This is a genomic window from Pseudomonas sp. TWI923 (assembly GCF_039673365.1).
In the GTDB taxonomy this organism is placed as follows: domain Bacteria; phylum Pseudomonadota; class Gammaproteobacteria; order Pseudomonadales; family Pseudomonadaceae; genus Aquipseudomonas; species Aquipseudomonas sichuanensis.
The window spans coordinates 17033-34404 of the sequence record NZ_JBDJLM010000055.1 but is presented as its reverse complement, the minus strand read 5'-3'; the positions used below and the strand labels follow the sequence as shown (position 1 = coordinate 34404).

The window sequence follows — 17372 nt, the reverse complement described above, 5'->3', positions numbered from 1 at the left end:
GATCCTGGGGCCGCTTCGCGCCCCTTTCGCGACACAAGGCCGCTCCTACCGGGGGGGCGAAGTTGGGGCGGAGCACAAACAAAAACGCCCGGACCTAAGGCCCGGGCGTTCTCGTTCAGCAGATCAAGCGATCACTTGCCTTCCCAGCGCTTGAGCACCAGGGTGGCGTTGGTGCCGCCGAAGCCGAAGCTGTTGCTCATCACGGTGGTGAGCTTGGCGTCTTCGGTCTTGCGCACGATCGGCAGGTCGGCAACTTCCGGATCCAGCTCGTCGATGTTGGCGGAGCCGGCGATGAAGTCGTTCTCCATCATCAGCAGGCAGTAGATCGCCTCGTGCACGCCAGCGGCGCCCAGCGAGTGGCCGGACAGGCTCTTGGTCGAGCTGATCTTCGGAGCCTTGTCCTTGAACACTTCACGCACGCCCTTCATCTCGGCGACGTCGCCGACCGGGGTGGAGGTGCCGTGGGTGTTCAGGTAGTCGATCGGGGTGTCGACGGTGGACAGCGCCTGCTGCATGCAGCGGATTGCGCCTTCGCCGCTCGGGGCGACCATGTCGTAGCCGTCGGAGGTCGCGCCGTAGCCGACGATTTCGGCGTAGATCTTGGCGCCACGGGCCAGGGCGTGTTCCAGCTCCTCGACCACCACCATGCCGCCACCGCCAGCGATGACGAAGCCATCACGGTCGGCGTCGTAGGCGCGCGAGGCCAGCTCTGGGGTTTCGTTGCGCTTGGTCGACAGGGCGCCCATGGCATCGAACAGGAACGACTGGCTCCAGTGCTCTTCTTCACCGCCACCGGCGAAGACGATGTCCTGCTTGCCCCACTGGATCTGCTCCAGGGCGGTGCCGATGCAGTGTGCCGAGGTGGCGCAGGCCGACGAGATCGAGTAGTTGATGCCCTTGATCTTGAACGGGGTGGCCAGGCACGCCGACACGGTGCTGCCCATGGTGCGGGTGACACGGTATGGGCCAACGCGCTTGACGCCTTTCTCGCGCAGGGTGTCCAGGGCTTCCATCTGGTTCAGCGTGGAAGCGCCGCCGGAACCGGCAACCAGGCCGGTGCGCGGGTTCGACACTTGCTCTTCGGTCAGGCCCGCGTCCTTGATCGCATCCTGCATCGCCAGGTACGCGTAGGCAGCGGCGTGGCCAACGAAGCGATACACCTTGCGGTCGATCAGCTCTTCGAGGTTCAGGTCGATGGAGCCGGAAACCTGGCTACGCAGCCCCATTTCCTTGTATTCCGGGTTGTAACGAATGCCCGGACGGCTGTTGCGCAGGTTTTCGGTGACGGTAGCTTTGTCATTGCCCAGGCACGAAACGATGCCCAGACCAGTGATAACGACGCGGCGCATGCGAATAACCCTTAGAAATTGTCAGTGGAGGTGAACACGCCGACTCGCAGGCCTTCGGCGGTGTAGATCTCGCGACCGTCGACGCTGACCGAGCCATCGGCGATGGCCATGTTCAGCTTGCCCTTCAGGACGCGCTTGATGTGAATGTTGTAGGTGACTTTCTTGGCGGAGGGTAGTACCTGGCCAAAGAATTTCACTTCGCCCGAACCCAGCGCACGGCCGCGGCCCGGCAGGCCCTGCCAGCCGAGGAAGAAGCCGACCAGCTGCCACATGGCATCGAGGCCCAGGCAGCCTGGCATCACCGGGTCGCCTTCGAAATGGCAGGCGAAGAACCACAGGTCCGGGTTGATATCCAGCTCGGCGACCAATTCACCTTTGCCGAACTTGCCGCCTTCCTCGCTGATATGGACGATGCGATCGACCATCAGCATGTTCGGGGCGGGCAGTTGCGCATTACCGGGGCCGAACAGCTCACCGCGACTGCAGCGCAGCAGGTCTTCCCGGGTAAAGGCGTTTTGTTTGGTCATGCGAGCTCCTCAATAACCCCCTGTGGCAGGGGATGAATCTTCCCGGCCGGCCCGAAGCGTTGTGCATTCGAGGCGGCAGCCTACAGGTAGACTATTGCGTTGTGGTGAAAGTCACAGCGCACCTGGCAAAAGAAGTACAGGTGTGCACTGAAATGTTATTTTCCGGGCCTGCGAAGGTCCTGTCCAGTCTTTAAGACTGCCGCACTTTAGCATTTATCGCCAGTCGCAGCTGTCCGAGCGGGTAACCAGCGGTGCAGGATGCGTTGTAGCTCGGTGCGTTTGAACGGCTTGCTCAGGTAATCGTTCATGCCGGCGGCCAGGCAACGCTCGCGGTCCCCCTCCAGCACACTGGCGGTGAGGGCGATGATCGGCAGCCCGTCGCCCTGCGCCAGCTGGCGGATGCGCCGGGTGGCCTCGAAACCGTCCACCTGCGGCAGGCGGCAGTCCATCAGCACGGCGGCGAAGCGTTGCTGCTGCACCAGGTCGACCGCCTGGGCGCCATCCATCGCCAGGCTGACCTCGAAGCCGAGGCTGCGCAGCATGGCTTCGATGACGCTCTGGTTGACCGGATTGTCCTCCACCAGCAGGATCCGCTCGCCATTGCCACCCAGCGCACCGGCCGCCGCCGTGCCCGCAGGCGGGGCCGCTGGGGCGTTGGCCAGGGCGAGCGGCATCTCCAGGGTGAAGGTCGAGCCCGCCCCTTCGCGGCTTTCGCCACGCAGATGGCCGCCCATGCGTTCGGCCAGGGTGCGGGCGATCGACAGGCCCAGCCCGGTACCGCCGTAGCGCCGGGAAATCGAGCTGTCGGCCTGCTGGAAGGCGACGAACATCATTTCCAGGCGGTTGCTGTCGATACCTATCCCTGTGTCGCGCACGGTGCAGTTCAGCCAGATCATCTGCTGATCGAGCACCTGCCAGCTCGCCTCTACCGCCACTTCGCCACGTTCGGTGAACTTCAGCGCATTGCCGATCAAATTGAGCAGGACCTGCCGAATCCGGGTCGGGTCGCCGACCACCTGCAGCAGCTCCATGCCGGGCGGCAACTGCAGGTGCAGCGCCAGACCGCGCTGCTGGGCGCTGTGCTGGAACGACTGGACACTGCTGGCGACCAGCTCGCCAAGGTTGAAGTCGATGTGCTCCAGTTGCAGCGTGGTGCGTTCGATCCGCGAGAAATCGAGGATGTCGTTGATCACCTTGAGCAGGTGCCCGGTGGACTCGCTTGCCACTGCGGCGTATTCGGCCTGCTCGCTGGTCAACCGGGTGGTCTCCAGCAGTTGCAGCATGCCCAGGACACCGTTCATGGGGGTGCGCAGCTCATGGCTCATCATGGCCAGGAAGTCCGACTTGGCACGGTTGGCCTGCTCGGCCTCTTCGCGGGCCTGGATCAGCTGGCTCATGGCCTGCTGTTGTTCATGGGCGGCCTGGTCCAGGGCGCTGGCCAGGTTGTTGATGTGCCGCGCCAGGTGGCCCAGTTCGCTGTCATCGACCACCGGCAACGGGGCATCGAAATCACCTTGCTGGATGGCCTTGACCGCATGGCCCATGTCGCTGATCGGCTTGGACAGGCTCATGGCCAGGCGCCGGGCCAGCAGGAAGGTGAACAGCAGCGCGAACAGGGCGAGGATGCCGGCCTTGATCACGATCTCCTGCTGGCGCTGGCTGAAGGCGTCGTCGGACATGCCCACGATCACTCGCCCCAGGTAGTCGTCGCCGATGCTCGGCAACTGCGGCTTGCCCTGCAGGAAGTCATTGTCCAGGCGGATCTGCTGCAGGCGGATCGGCGCCTGGAACACTTCCACCCGTTGCGCCCGGCTGAGGCTTTCGTCCGGTTGTTCGACGTACACCAGGATGTGGTTGCGGCTGTCCTGCACCTCGAGGAAACGTACGTGAGGGATGCTCAGGGTCGCGCGCATCAGGCTTTCGAGCACTTCATTGTTGCCGGAGATCACGCCGTACTCGGAGGCGGGCGCCAGCTGGTTGGCGATCAATTGACCAGTGTGGTTGAGCTCCTGGCGCAAGTCCTGGATACGCACGAAGGTGAAGAAGCTGATCAGCAGCAAGGTCAGCAGCAGGGCAGGGCCGAGGCTGATCATCTGCGTGCGGGTGTGGATGTCCCAGCTCAGGCGTTTGCTCATGGGGTGGGTTCTCCTGCGGCCAACGCCAGCGCGGCGGCGTCCTGGTCGATGGCTTCCAGGCCCAGGGCACGTGCCACCTGCTGGTTGCCACTGACGGCGAAATGCTTGGGGTAAAGGCTGCGTGGCCAGCGTGCCGGGGGTTGCTCGAGCAGTTGGTCGAGCACTGCCAGCCAGTCGTCCTGGTCGCTGTAGGTGCTGGCCAGGGCGCCGGCACGAACGAAACCGACGTTCGGCCCGATCAGCGCCATCTGCCGGCCGTAACTGCTGAGCAGCACGTTCTTGGCCGATTTGGAGTTGTACAGCTCGGGGTCGTCGAGCCCCAGCAGCACATCGCTGTTGGCCAGCAGGTTCTGCAGCGGGCGGCTGTCGCGCAAATCGGGCCAGCCCTCTGCGACAATCTCCAGCCCCATGGGCTGGGCGGCCTGGCGCAGTTCATCGAGCAAGAAACGGCTGTGCTCACCGTACAGCACGCCGATGCGCCGCGCCTGCGGCAACAGGTAGCGGGCCAGGCGCAATTGCCGGGCCAGCGGCGGGTCACTCCACAGCAGGCTGAGGAACGCCGGCCGCGACTTTCCCAGGCGTTGCTCGGCCTGCACCCGGCTGACCCTCAGGGCCAGCGCCGGCGGGCCGGCAGTTTCGCCCAGGCGCCACTCCAGCGCCGGGCCGTCCAGCAGCACCAGGCGCGTATCGCTTTTCAGCTGCTCCGGGCGTGGCAGTTCGCTTACGGTCTGGAAATGCACATGGTCGTGCGGGCGGCGCTGCGCCAGGGCGGCGACGAAGCTGCGGATGCCCGGCTGGTCGTCGGCACCCACCAACAGGATTTCGCTGGCCGACAGCGAACCCAGTGGCAGGATGCACAGCAGCAGCAAGCGCAGCAGCACGACCATCAGAACGCCAGCTCCGCGCTCACGCTCAGGCGGTGGCGGCTGTCGTAGCGGTTCTGGACGGCAGTGGTCGGTTCGTCATCCAGGCGCTGCTGCCACAGGGCCGCCAGCTCCAGGTCGCTGCCCTGCACTTTGAAGCGTTTGGCCACGCGCAGGTCGACGCGTTCGTAGCGGTACTGGTTGAGCGCATCGTCACCGTAATAGAAGAGGGCGCTGGACCAGCCCAGGCCCCACTCGCGCAGCCAGCCGGCCGAGCCGCTGTTGCGGGCGCTCAGGCGCCGGTCGGCGGGGTTGCTGGCCCAGGCGTCGACATAGGCGTAGGTGATGCGCAGGCGGTCGCGCTGGGTGGCGCGCCAGTCGAACTGCGCCTCGCTGCCGGTGAAGCGCGCCTTGTTGGCGTTGCTGGCGATGTACTGGTTGTTTTTCAGGGGCTCGCTGATCATCCCGGTGATCTCGTCGTAGAACAGCTTCACGTCCATGCTCAGGTCGATGTCGCTGAAGTAGCCGTTGTAGCCCAGCTCCCGCGAGCGCATGCGCTCCTGGTCGAGGTTGCCCGGGCCGCGGGTCTTGACGAAGTACTGGCCGTCCTGCAAGCCGTACCGGTTGGGGGACAGCCCCTTGACCGTGTAGCTCCAGTTGACGTTGTTCTCGAACATGTCGGGCGAGCGAACCGCTTCGGAGTACACCGCGCGCAAGCCGTGGCGCGGGGTGATCAGGTAGTTCACCGCCACGCGCGGGGTCAACGAGTTGCCGGACAGCTGGGCATTCTCGTACATCGCCCCGCCCTGGACGACCCAGTGTTCGTCGGCGCGCCACTCCAGTTGGCCGAACAGGCGCCAGGTCTGGTCGTCGAGGCTGCCGTTGAAGTAGGTCTGCGAGTCTGCGCGGTCGTAGCGGTAGTTCATGCCCGTGACCAGGCGCAGGCTCTCGTTCAGGCTCAAGGTGTCCTGGATCTCCAGGTCGTAGCGCGTTTCACGGGTGCTCTGGTCGACATCGCCGCACACCGTGTTGCGCCCGCCGGCATTCCATTGATCCTGCACTTGCTGTGTGAGCGAGGTGAGCAGCGGGTCGCTGGTGGTCGGCAGGTTGCCGGTGAAGAGATTGCGTGCAACCCCTTCGGCAAAGTTCGGATTGAGTTGCCACAGCCGGGTCAGCTCCGGGCTGAAGGCAATGGAGGCGTCGCATGCGCGCCAGACCTGCTGACGGTCGAAGTGCTGCGCCGAACCCTGCACATACAGGCTGTGATTGGGGTTGAGGTCGATGCTCCAGCGCACCGAGCCTGCGTAGTCCTTGGCGTTGACGTCGGCATCCGTGCCCGCGGCGTATCTGCCGAAAACTGGCTGGTAGGTATAGGGCCGCTGGTTGCTGCCCTCCTTGGCCGCCAGTTGCCATTCCAGGGTCTGGTCCGGCGCCAGGCTGTGGCTGGCATTGATATTGATGCGGTTGAGCCGGCGGCTGTCGCGGTAGTCGCGGCCGAACTGGTCCTTGTCGAAACCGTCGTCCTGCTGGCCCGACAGCGACAGGCGCAGGTCGCCGCCGTCCCAGCCGATGCCTTGGCTGGCGTAATAGTCGTTGATGCCGTCCTGGCCACGGGTCAGCTTCATTCGCGTGCCGTGGCTGTCGGCGGGGTTGCGGGTGAGGATGTTGACCACCGCCATCAGCGCGTTGGCGCCGTAGCTGACGGTGTTGGGGCCGCGGAACACTTCGATCCGCTCGATATCCTCGATGGCCACCGGGATGTCGCTCCAGTCCACCGTGGCCAGGCCTGCGCGGTACACCGAACGGCCGTCGATCAGCACCTGCATGCGTCGGGCATCGTTGACGTTGCTGCCGTGGTAGTTGACCGTCGGCTGGTTGCCGGCGCCATAGCCGATCATCATGCCCGGCACCAGGCGCAGCAGCTCGGGGATGTCCCGGGCGCCGCTGGCGTGGATCAGCTCGCTGTCGAGCACGGTCATGCTGCCCGGCACTGCGGCCGGGGATTGTTTCAGGCGTGTGGCGGTCAGAACCTGAGGCAGCTCCTGGGTGTCGGTGAACAGATCATCGGCCATGGCCGGGCCGCCGAGCAGGGCGGTCAGTATCAGCAGGCGTGGGTAAGGGGGCGTGCCAGGGAACACGGTACGGCCTTGTTTCAGAAATGAATCAGGCATGTTAACCGACCTTTCTCAAGCTGCAAGCTGCAAGCCTCAAGCTGCAAGCAAAAGCAAAAGCAGGCGACCATCGCGGTTTTCTTGTCGCTTGTAGCTTGACGCTTGCGGCTTGCCTTTATAATGCGCCAGTCGCCACTTATTTTATGGGTTAACGGATTGGATATGACTGAACAGCAACCTGTTGCAGTTCTTGGCGGTGGCAGCTTCGGCACCGCCGTGGCAAACCTGCTGGCGGAAAACGGCCACCCGGTGCGCCAATGGATGCGCGACCCGGCGCAGGCCGAGGCGATGCGCGTCAACCGCGAGAATCCGCGTTACCTCAAGGGCATTCGTCTGCATGACGGCGTTGAGCCGGTCAACGACCTGCTCGCCACCTTGCAGGCCAGCGACCTGATCTTCGTTGCGCTGCCGTCGAGCGCCCTGCGCAGCGTGCTGGCGCCCCACGCAGAGCTGCTGCGTGGCAAAGGCCTGGTCAGCCTGACCAAGGGCATCGAAGCGCAGAGCTTCAAGCTGATGAGCCAGATCCTCGAAGAGATCGCCCCCCAGGCGCGCATCGGCGTGCTGTCGGGGCCGAACCTAGCCCGCGAGATCGCCGAGCATGCGCTGACCGCCACCGTGGTCGCCAGTGAAGATGAAGCGCTGTGCCAGCAGGTGCAGGCCGTGCTGCACGGCCGCACCTTCCGCGTCTATGCCAGCAGTGATCGCTTCGGCGTCGAGCTGGGCGGCGCCCTGAAGAACGTCTACGCGATCATTGCCGGCATGGCGGTGGCACTGGGCATGGGCGAAAACACCAAGAGCATGCTGATCACCCGCGCCCTGGCCGAGATGACCCGTTTCGCCGTGAGCCAGGGTGCCAACCCCATGACCTTCCTTGGCCTGGCCGGGGTCGGCGACCTGATCGTCACCTGCTCCTCGCCCAAGAGCCGCAACTATCAGGTCGGCCATGCCCTGGGCCAGGGCCTGACCCTGGAGCAGGCCGTCAGCCGCCTGGGCGAGGTGGCCGAAGGGGTCAACACCATCAAGGTGCTCAAGGCCAAGGCCCAGGAGGTGCAGGTGTACATGCCCCTGGTAGCCGGCCTGCATGCGATCCTGTTCGAAGGCCGCACCCTCAACCAGGTGATCGAGCACCTGATGCGCGCCGAGCCCAAGACCGACATCGATTTCATTTCCACCAGCGGTTTCAACTGACTGAACGAAGGAGCGACACATGAACGATACCCCGCAAAGCGCCGCGCGCGAGTCGATCATCCTGCGGGTACTGTGGATGCTGGTGTTCCTGGTGGTCTGGCAGCTCGCCGAGCTGTTGCTGGGCGGCCTGGTCCTGGTGCAGCTGATCTACCGGCTGATCTACGGCGCGCCCAGCGCCAGCCTGATGAACTTTGGCGACAGCCTCAGCCAGTACCTGGCACAGATCGGCCGCTTCGGCAGCTTCCACAGCGACCAGAAGCCCTGGCCGTTCGCCGACTGGCCCACGCCCCGCGCCCCTGAAGGCGAGGCCGCCCACGCCGTGGCCCCGGCCCCGCACCCGGTGCGTGACGAGGAGCCCAAGCTGTGAAGCTGTGGGTGCTGCGCCACGGCGAGGCCCAGCCGCGCGCCAACACCGACGCAGAACGGCCCCTCACCGCCCACGGCCGCGAGCAGGTGCTGCGCAGCGCCGCGCACCTGCTGGGCCAGCCGCTGCAGGCGATCATCGCCAGCCCTTACGTGCGCGCCCAGCAAACCGCAGCGCTGGTGCATGATGCCCTGGGCTTCGCTGAGCCCGTGCGCACCGTGCCCTGGCTGACGCCGGAGAGTAGCGTGCAGCAGGTGATCGGCGAGCTCGAGCGCCTGGGGCTGGAGCATGTGCTGCTGGTCAGCCACCAGCCACTGGTGGGGTCGCTGGTGGGCATGCTGGAGCATGGCCATGCCCAGCAACCGGCGCCCTTGAGCACCGCCAGCCTGGCCATGCTGGACGGCGACTGGCCCCTGGCCGGGCTGATGACCCTGCGGGCCCTTCATCATCCGGCGTGAAGGCGGCAACTGGTATTTTTGCCAGTTGTCGCGCCGCCGAGGCACTTGCTAGCGTCGGCAACAGCAAGTGAATGTGCGGCAGGCCAAGGGAGCGTCGAATGAATAGCCGAAGGCTGGCGTTGGTAGGTTCGGTTGACCTGCAACCAACGCTGGAAAAAGTGCAGAAGGATGACGTGCTGGAATTTGCCGAGTACAGCATGTTGCGAGAGTCGGCCGACGCCAAGCTCTACCAGTTGATGAACAAGGTCCGTGCCGGGCAAGGCCTGGCCCCCGCCACGCTGTTCGACGGCGAAGAAGATCTGCGGCGCCTGCAGGAAGCCAGCATGCGCATGGCCCATCTGTTGCAAACCAGCTGCCTGGCCTTGCGCAGGCTTGGCCTGGAGCAGCAGGACAAACACCTGGCCCGTGAGGCGCTGGAGTATCAGTTGGCCTACATGCAGGCCTGCCTGCGGCGCTCGATGGCCAGCTTCGGCGAATTCTGAATGACCTGATCGCCCTTGGCGATGACCTTTCCGGACGTTGCCGCCACCCACCGGCTTGCCGACAATGGGCCATCCTTCCCCGTGCAGAGCAGGCGGCCATGTCGCAGCAGATCTTCTTCGCCCACGCCAATGGCTTCCCCTCGGCCACCTACGGCAAGCTGTTCGCCGCCCTGGCGCCGGATTACCAGGTGCGCCACCTGGCCCAGCATGCCCACGACCCGCGCTTCCCGGTGAACGACAACTGGCAAAGCCTGGTGGACGAGCTGCTGCATCACCTCGAACAGCAGGACGCCCCGGTGTGGGGTGTTGGCCATTCGCTGGGCGGTGTGCTGCACCTGCACGCGGCGCTGCGCCGCCCGGAACTCTACCGTGGCGTGGTGATGCTCGACTCGCCAGTGCTGACCCGGGTGGATGAATGGCTGATCCAGGTGGCCAAGCGTCTGGGCTTCATCGACCGCATCACCCCGGCCGGGCGCACCCTGGGCCGGCGTGAGGCATTCACCGACCGCGACAGCGCGCGCAGTTACTTCGCCGGCAAGAGCCTATTCCGCCACTTCGACCCGGACTGCCTCGAGGCCTATCTGGAGCATGGTCTGGAGCGCGCGCAAGACGGGCTGCGCCTGCGTTTCGACCCGGCCACCGAGATCAGCATCTACCGCAGCATCCCGCATGCCAGCCCGCTGCCGCCGCGCCAGTTGCAGGTGCCGCTGGCCGTGGTGCGCGGCGCCCAGAGCCGGGTGATCCGCCGGCACCATGCGCTGGGCGTGCGGGGCATGGCCCGGGGCGAATATCACAGCCTGCCGGGCGGGCACATGTTCCCGCTGGAGCGCCCCCTCGACACCGCCAGCCTGATCAAAGGCCTGTTCGACCGCTGGGGCCAGGCATGAGCGCCCAGGTTGAAGAAGTTCGCCTGACTCTGGGCCATATCGAACTGGCCGCCCACCTGTTCGGCCCCGACGACGGCCTGCCGGTGATCGCCCTGCACGGCTGGCTGGACAACGCCAACAGCTTCGCCCGCCTGGCGCCCCAGCTCGAAGGGCTGCGTATCGTCGCCCTCGACCTGGCCGGGCACGGCTATTCGCAGCACCGCCCGGTCGGGGCTGGTTACGCTTTGGCCGATTACGCCCACGACGTGCTGCGGGTCGCCGAGCAACTGGGCTGGCAGCGCTTCGGCCTGCTCGGTCATTCGCTGGGGGCGATCATCTCGGTACAGCTGGCCGGCGCCTTGCCCGAGCGGGTCAGCCACCTGGCGCTGATCGACGGGGTGATCCCGCCCACCGTGACCGAACAGGATGCCGCCGAGCGCCTGGGGATGGCCCTGCAGGCCCAGCTGCGCCTGGACGGCAAGCGCAAGACGGTCTACGCAACGCTGGAGGAGGGAGTCGAGGCGCGCATGAAAGGCATGGTCGCGGTCAGCCGTGAAGCGGCCGAACTGCTGGCCCAGCGCGGCCTGATGCCGGTACCCGGCGGTTACAGCTGGCGCAGCGACAGCCGCCTCACGTTGCCTTCACCCACCCGCCTGAACCAGGCCCAGGCCATGGCCTTCGTCAAGCGCGTGGCCTGCCCGGCCTGCCTGGTGGTGGCGGCCGACGGCATGCTGGCGCGCCACACGGAGCTGCTGGAGCAGCTACCCTTCGAGCAGATCACGCTGCCGGGTGGCCATCACCTGCACTTGAACGATGAGCAGGGTGCGGCCCTTGTTGCAGACTGTTTCAATCGCTTCTTTGGCATTCCTTGACTTGCACCGGGCAAGTGTCGAGGCTTGGCGGGTTGAAAGGGAGACAACCATGTACATGCCAGACACTCACGTATTCCAAACCCGCGGCCACGAGGGCTGCCGATGAGCGTACCCGTTTACGCCCGCAGCGCCATTGCTGCCTGCCTCGCCTTCGCCAGCCCCTGGCTGTGGGCCGGTGAGCTGCCCGTTCCGGTTGACGCCAAAGTGGTCGATCAACGCCCCGCGGTGGAGCAGGAGCGGGTCTACCCGATGGGGCCGCTGCGCAAGATCAGCGGCCGCCTGCGGGTCGATGACAAGGTCGAAAGCCGTGGCCAGGTCAGCTCGGTCACCTACGAACTGCCGCTGGAGCGCAGCGCCCGCGAGGCTTTCACCAGCGCCCGCGAAGCCCTGCAAAAAGACGGCGGTTACCCGTTGTTCTGGTGCCAGGGGCGCGACTGCGGCGAAGCCAGCCTGTGGGCCAACGACGTGTTCGCCAACGCCCGCCTCAATGGCGGTGACGAGCAGCAGGCGTTCATCCTGTTGCGCCGCTCGGCCGAGGAAGCCGACACCCTGGTCGCGCTGTACAGCGTCACCCGAGGCAACCGCCGCGCCTACCTGCATGTGGAAGAGTTCGTCGCCGGCAGCCCGTTGGGAGAAATCCTGCCCACGGCCGCCACCGTCCTGCGCGAACTGCGCGACACCGGCAAGCTCGACTACCCCGACCTGGCCGAGCCTCAGGCCACTTGGGTGGCGCTGCTGGCGCGCAGCCTGAACCTGGACAGTACCCTGCGTGCCAGCCTCAGTGGCAAGGGCGCCGAGGCCTGGCGCGAGCAGTTGACCAAGGCCGGCGTGCGCAGCGGCCGGCTCGAAGTCGGCGACGCGCCCACCGATGGCCTGCACCTGGAGCTGATCCGTTGAGTGAGCGCCCCATGCCCAACACCGACCGCCTGCTGGTGCAGATCCTGCTGCTGGCGCTGCTCGGCGCCGCACTCTGGGTCATGGCGCCGTTCATCTCGGCACTGCTGTGGGGCGCCATCCTGGCCTTCGCCAGCTGGCCGTTGATGCGTTTGCTCACGCGTGTGCTGGGCGGGCGGGAAACCCTGGCCGCCAGCCTGCTGACCACCGCCTGGATCCTGATCGTGGCCTTGCCGCTGGTGTGGCTGGGCTTCAACCTGGCCGACCATATCCGCGATGCCACCGCCTTTGTGCGCGACGTGCAGGTCGAAGGCCTGCCCGATGTGCCCGCCTGGGTGGCGGGTATTCCGTTGGTGGGTGCGCGCCTGGTCGGCTGGTGGGAGTCGTTCGACCAGCAAGGTGCGGCGCTGCTGGCCTCGGCCAAACCTTACCTCGGCCAGGTCGGCAACTGGTTGCTGGCGCGCAGCGCGCAGATCGGCAGCGGGGTGCTGGAGCTGACCCTGAGCCTGGTGTTCGTGTTCTTCTTCTACCGCGACGGGCCGCGCCTGGCGGCGTTCGTGCTCCGTCTGCTGCAACGGCTGGTGGGCGAGCGCGCCGAGTACTACGTCGAACTGGTGGCCGGTACCGTGCAACGGGTGGTCAACGGGGTGATCGGCACCGCTGCGGCGCAAGCTCTGCTGGCACTGATCGGCTTCCTGATTGCTGGCGTGCCGGGGGCGGTGGTGCTGGGCCTGGTGACCTTCATGCTCAGTCTGATCCCCATGGGCCCGCCGCTGGCCTGGATCCCTGCCACCGCCTGGCTGGTGTCGAAGGGCGATTACGGCATGGCGGTGTTCCTCGGCGTGTGGGGCACCTTCGTCATCAGTGGCGTGGACAACGTGCTCAAGCCCTACCTGATCAGCCGCGGCGGCAACCTGCCATTGGTGATCGTGCTGCTCGGGGTGTTTGGCGGTTTGCTCGCCTTTGGCTTTATCGGCTTGTTCATCGGGCCGACCCTGTTGGCGGTGGGCTACAGCCTGCTGCTGGACTGGAGCCGGCACTCCGGGGCGCAGCCGCCGCAACGCTAAATCGGCAGCGCGGTCGTTGTAGGAGCGGCCTGGTGTCGCGAAAGGGCTGCAAAGCAGCCCCGGCAATATTCGCCTTGACGCTGATATCCAGGGGCCGCTGTGCGGCCCTTTCGCGACACAAGGCCGCTCCTACACCAACCGTCAGAGCTGTAGAGCTTTGATCTTTACGCCTTCTTTATGCCCTGACCCCACCCCCCATCTCGCCCCTTTACGCCCCTCCCTCGGACAATTTCCCCAAAGCGGCCCTCATGCCGCATCAAGGGAGATGGGCTCATGTACATGCTCGATGGGCTGTCACTGCTGTTGGCAGTGGCGTTGGCGGTTTACCTGCTGGTGGCGCTGCTGCGCGCCGATCGCAGCTAAGGGGCGGCCATGCACAGTTACGATTACCTGCTACTGCTGGCGTTCTTCGCCATCGTGCTGTTACCGGCACCCTGGCTTGGGCGTTTCTACTTCAAGGTGATGGAAGGCCAGCGCACCTGGCTCACGCCGGTGCTCGGCCCGGTGGAGCGGGGCTGCTATCGCCTGGCTGGGGTCAACGCCGGCCAAGAGCACAACTGGAAGCAGTACACCCTGGCCCTGCTGGCCTTCAACCTGGCCGGCTTCGGGCTGCTGTTCGCCGTCCTGTTGCTGCAAGGCAGCCTGCCGCTCAACCCGCAGCACCTGCCGGGCCAGGAGTGGTCATTGGCGTTCAACACAGCGGTCAGCTTCATGACCAACACCAACTGGCAGTCCTACAGCGGTGAGGCCTCGGTCAGCTACCTGAGCCAGATGCTCGGCCTGACCGTGCAGAACTTCGTCAGCGCCGCCACCGGCCTGGCCGTGCTGGTCGCCCTGTGCCGTGGTATCGCCCGGCGCTCGACCACCACCCTGGGCAACTTCTGGGTCGACCTGACCCGCGCCACCCTCTACGGCCTGCTGCCGCTGTGCATCGTGCTGGCGCTGCTGCTGGTGTGGCAGGGCGTGCCGCAGACTTTTGCCGACTACGCCCACGCCGTCACGTTGCAGGGGGTCGACCAGACCATCCCGCTCGGCCCGGCCGCCAGCCAGATCGCCATCAAGCAACTGGGCACCAACGGCGGCGGCTTCTTCGGCGTCAACTCGGCGCACCCGTTCGAGAACCCCACGGCCTGGAGCAACCTGTTCGAGGTGGCCTCGATCATCCTGATCCCGGTGGCGCTGGTGTTCACCTTCGGCCACTACGTCAAGGACTTGCGCCAAAGCCGCGCGATCATCGCCTGCATGCTGGCGCTGTTCCTGATCGGCGGTAGCACCGCGCTGTGGTCCGAGCACCAGCCCAACCCGGCCTTGGAGAGTGCCCAGGTGCAACAGAGCGCACCGCTGGAAGGCAAGGAGAGCCGCTTCGGCACCACCGGTTCGGTGCTGTGGACGGTCACTACCACCGCCGCCTCCAACGGCTCGGTCAACGCCATGCACGACAGCCTCAACCCGCTGACCGGCATGGTGGCGATGGTCAACATGATGGTCGGCGAGGTGATCTTCGGCGGCGTCGGCGCAGGCCTGTACGGCATGCTGCTGTTCGTGCTGATCGCGGTGTTTTTGGCCGGCCTGATGATCGGCCGCACCCCGGAGTACCTGGGCAAGAAGCTGCAGGCCCGTGAAGTGCAACTGCTGGTGGCGACCCTGCTGGTGATGCCGGTCGGCGTGCTGGTGCTCGGCGCCATCGCCGCCAGCCTGCCAGGCCCGGCCGGCGCGGTGAGCAACCCCGGTGCCCACGGCTTCAGCCAGTTGCTTTACGCCTACACCTCCGGCACCGCCAACAACGGCTCGGCCTTCGCCGGTTTCGGCGCCAACACCCCCTACCACAACGTGATGATCGCCCTGGCCATGCTGATCGGCCGCTTCGGCTACATCCTGCCGGTGCTGGCCCTGGCCGGCAGCCTGGCGGCGAAGAAGAGCGCACCGCAGGGGCTGAACAGCTTCCCCACCCACGGCCCGCTGTTCACCACGCTGCTGCTGGTGACCATCCTGCTGGTCGGTGGCCTGACCTTCCTGCCGACCTTGGCCCTGGGGCCGATCGCCGAACACCTGAGCCTGGGTTTCTGAGGAATCATTGATGAACATGCCCATTCCTGACGTGAAGGCGCGACGCAGCGCCAAGGACCAGACCCGCTTCGCCGCGCTGTGGCGCCCGGCGCTGCTGCAGGCCTTCGTCAAGCTCGACCCGCGCCAGCTCAAACGCTCGCCGGTGATGCTGGTGGTGGCCCTCACTGCGCTGCTCACCACGGTGCTGTGCTTCACCCCCGAAAGCGGCGTGAGCACCGGCGTGGCGGTGCAGATCAGCGTGTGGCTGTGGTTCACCGTGCTGTTCGCCAACTTTGCCGAAGCCCTCGCCGAGGGCCGCGGCAAGGCCCGCGCCGACAGCCTCAAGGCCGGCAGCCAGGGCCTGACCGCGCAGCGGCGCAAGAGCGACGGCAGCTTTGAGACCGTCGCCGCCAGCCAGCTGCGCAAGGACGATGTGGTGCGCGTGGTGGCCGGCGAGATGATCCCCGGTGATGGCGAGGTGCTCGAAGGCATCGCCGCGGTCAACGAGGCCGCCATCACCGGCGAGTCCGCGCCGGTGATCCGCGAGTCCGGCGGCGACCGCTCGGCCGTCACCGGCAACACCCGGCTGGTCTCCGACTGGCTGCTGATCCGCATCTCCAGCAACCCCGGCGAATCGACCCTGGACCGCATGATCGCCCTGGTCGAAGGCGCCAAGCGCCAGAAAACCCCCAACGAGATCGCCCTGGACATCCTGCTGATCGGCCTCACCCTGATCTTCCTGATCGTGGTGGTGACCCTGCAGCCGTTCGCCCGCTTCGCCGGCGGCAGCCTGCCGCTGATCTTCCTCGCCGCCTTGCTGGTGACGCTGATCCCCACCACCATCGGTGGCCTGCTGTCGGCCATCGGCATCGCCGGCATGGACCGCCTGGTGCGCCTGAACGTGATCGCCCGCTCCGGCCGCGCTGTAGAGGCGGCCGGCGACGTGCACACGCTGATGCTCGACAAGACCGGCACCATCACCTTCGGCAACCGTCGCTGCAGTGCCCTGCATGCCGCCTCGGGCGTGACCGCCAAAGAACTGGGGGAGGGCGCCTTGCTCGCCTCGCTGGCCGACGACACCGCCGAAGGCAAGTCCATCGTCGAGTACCTGCGCCAGTTGCATGACTTCGATGAACCCTCGAGCAGCCAGTACCAGGCCATCGCCTTCAGCGCCGAGACGCGCCTGTCGGGCATCGACTTCCAGCAGCACCGCTACCGCAAGGGCGCCGTCGATGCGGTGCTGGCCTTCGTCGGCATGCAACGCCTGGAAATGCCGGTGCCCCTGGCCCGTGAAGTGGAGCGTATTGCCCAGAGCGGCGGCACACCGCTGCTGGTGTGCGTCGACAAGCGCCTGCTCGGCGTGATCCACCTCAAGGACGTGGTCAAGCCCGGCATCCGTGAGCGCTTCGCCGAGCTGCGCAAGCTGGGTATCCGTACCGTGATGGTCACCGGCGACAACCCGCTGACCGCCGCGGCCATTGCCGCCGAGGCCGGCGTGGATGACGTGCTCGCCGAAGCCACCCCGGAGAAGAAGCTGGCGCGCATCCGCCAGGAGCAGAACGACGGCCGCCTGGTGGCGATGTGCGGCGACGGCGCCAACGACGCGCCAGCCCTGGCCCAGGCTGATGTGGGCATGGCCATGAACGACGGCACCCAGGCCGCCCGCGAGGCCGCCAACATGGTCGACCTCGACAGCGACCCGACCAAGCTGCTGGACGTGGTGCAGGTGGGCAAGGAGCTGCTGGTCACCCGTGGCGCGCTGACCACCTTTTCCATTGCCAACGACGTGGCCAAGTACTTCGCCATCCTGCCGGCGCTGTTCGCCGCCATCTACCCGCAACTGGGCGTGCTCAACCTGATGCAGCTGGCCAGCCCGCAGAGCGCGATCCTCTCGGCCATCGTGTTCAACGCGCTGATCATCATCGTGCTGATCCCCCTGGCCCTGCGCGGGGTGCGGGTGCAGGCCGCCAGCGCCGCTCACCTGCTGCGGCGCAACCTACTGATCTATGGCCTGGGCGGGATCCTCGTGCCGTTCGCCGGGATCAAGCTGATCGACCTGCTGCTCAACGCCCTGCACCTGGTTTGAAGGA

16 protein-coding genes are annotated in these 17372 nt (G+C 66.2%); 11 read left to right on the top strand and 5 right to left on the bottom strand.

Annotated elements, in window-relative coordinates:
• Positions 1–131: 131 nt before the first annotated feature.
• The 5 genes from fabB to ABE459_RS18925 form a co-directional block, all read right to left on the bottom strand.
• Positions 132–1349 (bottom strand): beta-ketoacyl-ACP synthase I, encoded by a 1218-nt coding sequence (fabB, locus tag ABE459_RS18945; protein ID WP_110993978.1) that lies wholly within the window; start codon positions 1347–1349, stop codon positions 132–134.
• Between the two features lie 11 nt (positions 1350–1360).
• The gene (gene fabA, locus ABE459_RS18940) at positions 1361–1876 is read right to left on the bottom strand and encodes a 3-hydroxyacyl-[acyl-carrier-protein] dehydratase FabA (RefSeq protein ID WP_125464879.1); all 516 of its coding nucleotides are present in this window, start codon (positions 1874–1876) and stop codon (positions 1361–1363) included.
• A 206-nt stretch (positions 1877–2082) separates the two neighbouring features.
• Positions 2083–4011, bottom strand: coding sequence for a response regulator (locus ABE459_RS18935; RefSeq protein ID WP_323831870.1), 1929 nt, complete (start codon positions 4009–4011; stop codon positions 2083–2085).
• On the bottom strand, positions 4008–4898 hold the full coding sequence (locus ABE459_RS18930) for an ABC transporter substrate-binding protein (RefSeq protein WP_323831872.1): 891 nt from the start codon (positions 4896–4898) through the stop codon (positions 4008–4010). The genes ABE459_RS18935 and ABE459_RS18930 overlap by 4 nt, the downstream gene beginning before the upstream one ends.
• Positions 4898–7045, bottom strand: a complete 2148-nt coding sequence (locus tag ABE459_RS18925; RefSeq protein ID WP_323831874.1) for a TonB-dependent receptor — start codon at positions 7043–7045, stop codon at positions 4898–4900. Before ABE459_RS18925 ends, ABE459_RS18930 begins: the two co-directional genes overlap by 1 nt.
• 162 nt (positions 7046–7207) lie before the next feature.
• On the opposite strand from ABE459_RS18925, the gene ABE459_RS18920 reads away from it, so the two are divergent.
• The 11 genes from ABE459_RS18920 to kdpB all read left to right on the top strand — a co-directional run bounded on the left by ABE459_RS18920 (position 7208) and on the right by kdpB (position 17368).
• Complete coding sequence (locus tag ABE459_RS18920) at positions 7208–8233, top strand: NAD(P)H-dependent glycerol-3-phosphate dehydrogenase (RefSeq protein WP_125464875.1); 1026 nt, start codon at positions 7208–7210, stop codon at positions 8231–8233.
• Positions 8234–8252: 19 nt separating this feature from the next.
• A complete protein-coding gene (locus tag ABE459_RS18915; RefSeq protein ID WP_110993972.1) occupies positions 8253–8600 on the top strand; it encodes a DUF4389 domain-containing protein in 348 nt (115 codons plus the stop codon).
• Positions 8597–9055 carry a phosphohistidine phosphatase SixA gene (sixA, locus tag ABE459_RS18910; protein WP_323831876.1) on the top strand — a complete coding sequence of 153 codons (459 nt, stop codon included), beginning with the start codon at positions 8597–8599 and terminating at the stop codon, positions 9053–9055. The genes ABE459_RS18915 and sixA overlap by 4 nt, the downstream gene beginning before the upstream one ends.
• Before the next feature lie 98 nt (positions 9056–9153).
• Positions 9154–9537: a hypothetical protein gene (locus tag ABE459_RS18905; RefSeq protein WP_125464872.1), complete on the top strand. Its 384-nt coding sequence runs from the start codon at positions 9154–9156 to the stop codon at positions 9535–9537.
• A 98-nt stretch (positions 9538–9635) separates the two neighbouring features.
• On the top strand, positions 9636–10424 hold the full coding sequence (locus ABE459_RS18900; protein ID WP_323831878.1) for an alpha/beta hydrolase: 789 nt from the start codon (positions 9636–9638) through the stop codon (positions 10422–10424).
• Positions 10421–11275: an alpha/beta hydrolase gene (locus ABE459_RS18895; RefSeq protein ID WP_125859451.1), complete on the top strand. Its 855-nt coding sequence runs from the start codon at positions 10421–10423 to the stop codon at positions 11273–11275. Before ABE459_RS18900 ends, ABE459_RS18895 begins: the two co-directional genes overlap by 4 nt.
• A 102-nt stretch (positions 11276–11377) precedes the next feature.
• On the top strand, positions 11378–12172 hold the full coding sequence (locus ABE459_RS18890; RefSeq protein WP_258704805.1) for a DUF4892 domain-containing protein: 795 nt from the start codon (positions 11378–11380) through the stop codon (positions 12170–12172).
• A gap of 11 nt (positions 12173–12183) precedes the next feature.
• Complete coding sequence (locus ABE459_RS18885) at positions 12184–13236, top strand: AI-2E family transporter (protein ID WP_323831880.1); 1053 nt, start codon at positions 12184–12186, stop codon at positions 13234–13236.
• Positions 13237–13509: 273 nt separating this feature from the next.
• The gene (gene kdpF / locus ABE459_RS18880; RefSeq protein WP_033696222.1) at positions 13510–13599 is read left to right on the top strand and encodes a K(+)-transporting ATPase subunit F; all 90 of its coding nucleotides are present in this window, start codon (positions 13510–13512) and stop codon (positions 13597–13599) included.
• 9 nt (positions 13600–13608) lie between these two features.
• Positions 13609–15303, top strand: coding sequence for a potassium-transporting ATPase subunit KdpA (gene kdpA / locus ABE459_RS18875; RefSeq protein WP_323831884.1), 1695 nt, complete (start codon positions 13609–13611; stop codon positions 15301–15303).
• A 10-nt stretch (positions 15304–15313) separates the two neighbouring features.
• Positions 15314–17368 (top strand): potassium-transporting ATPase subunit KdpB, encoded by a 2055-nt coding sequence (kdpB, locus tag ABE459_RS18870; RefSeq protein WP_323831886.1) that lies wholly within the window; start codon positions 15314–15316, stop codon positions 17366–17368.
• Positions 17369–17372 lie beyond the last annotated feature (4 nt).

Bases quoted from the DNA above. Each gene is read 5' to 3' on its own strand.
- fabB (WP_110993978.1), bottom strand. From the start codon at position 1,349: ATGCGCCGCGTCGTTATCACTGGTCTGGGCATCGTTTCGTGCCTGGGC.
- fabA (WP_125464879.1), bottom strand. From the start codon at position 1,876: ATGACCAAACAAAACGCCTTTACCCGGGAAGACCTGCTGCGCTGCAGT.
- ABE459_RS18935 (WP_323831870.1), bottom strand. From the start codon at position 4,011: ATGAGCAAACGCCTGAGCTGGGACATCCACACCCGCACGCAGATGATC.
- ABE459_RS18930 (WP_323831872.1), bottom strand. From the start codon at position 4,898: ATGGTCGTGCTGCTGCGCTTGCTGCTGCTGTGCATCCTGCCACTGGGT.
- ABE459_RS18925 (WP_323831874.1), bottom strand. From the start codon at position 7,045: ATGCCTGATTCATTTCTGAAACAAGGCCGTACCGTGTTCCCTGGCACG.
- ABE459_RS18920 (WP_125464875.1), top strand. From the start codon at position 7,208: ATGACTGAACAGCAACCTGTTGCAGTTCTTGGCGGTGGCAGCTTCGGC.
- ABE459_RS18915 (WP_110993972.1), top strand. From the start codon at position 8,253: ATGAACGATACCCCGCAAAGCGCCGCGCGCGAGTCGATCATCCTGCGG.
- ABE459_RS18905 (WP_125464872.1), top strand. From the start codon at position 9,154: ATGAATAGCCGAAGGCTGGCGTTGGTAGGTTCGGTTGACCTGCAACCA.
- ABE459_RS18900 (WP_323831878.1), top strand. From the start codon at position 9,636: ATGTCGCAGCAGATCTTCTTCGCCCACGCCAATGGCTTCCCCTCGGCC.
- ABE459_RS18895 (WP_125859451.1), top strand. From the start codon at position 10,421: ATGAGCGCCCAGGTTGAAGAAGTTCGCCTGACTCTGGGCCATATCGAA.
- ABE459_RS18890 (WP_258704805.1), top strand. From the start codon at position 11,378: ATGAGCGTACCCGTTTACGCCCGCAGCGCCATTGCTGCCTGCCTCGCC.
- ABE459_RS18885 (WP_323831880.1), top strand. From the start codon at position 12,184: ATGCCCAACACCGACCGCCTGCTGGTGCAGATCCTGCTGCTGGCGCTG.
- kdpF (WP_033696222.1), top strand. From the start codon at position 13,510: ATGTACATGCTCGATGGGCTGTCACTGCTGTTGGCAGTGGCGTTGGCG.
- kdpA (WP_323831884.1), top strand. From the start codon at position 13,609: ATGCACAGTTACGATTACCTGCTACTGCTGGCGTTCTTCGCCATCGTG.
- kdpB (WP_323831886.1), top strand. From the start codon at position 15,314: ATGAACATGCCCATTCCTGACGTGAAGGCGCGACGCAGCGCCAAGGAC.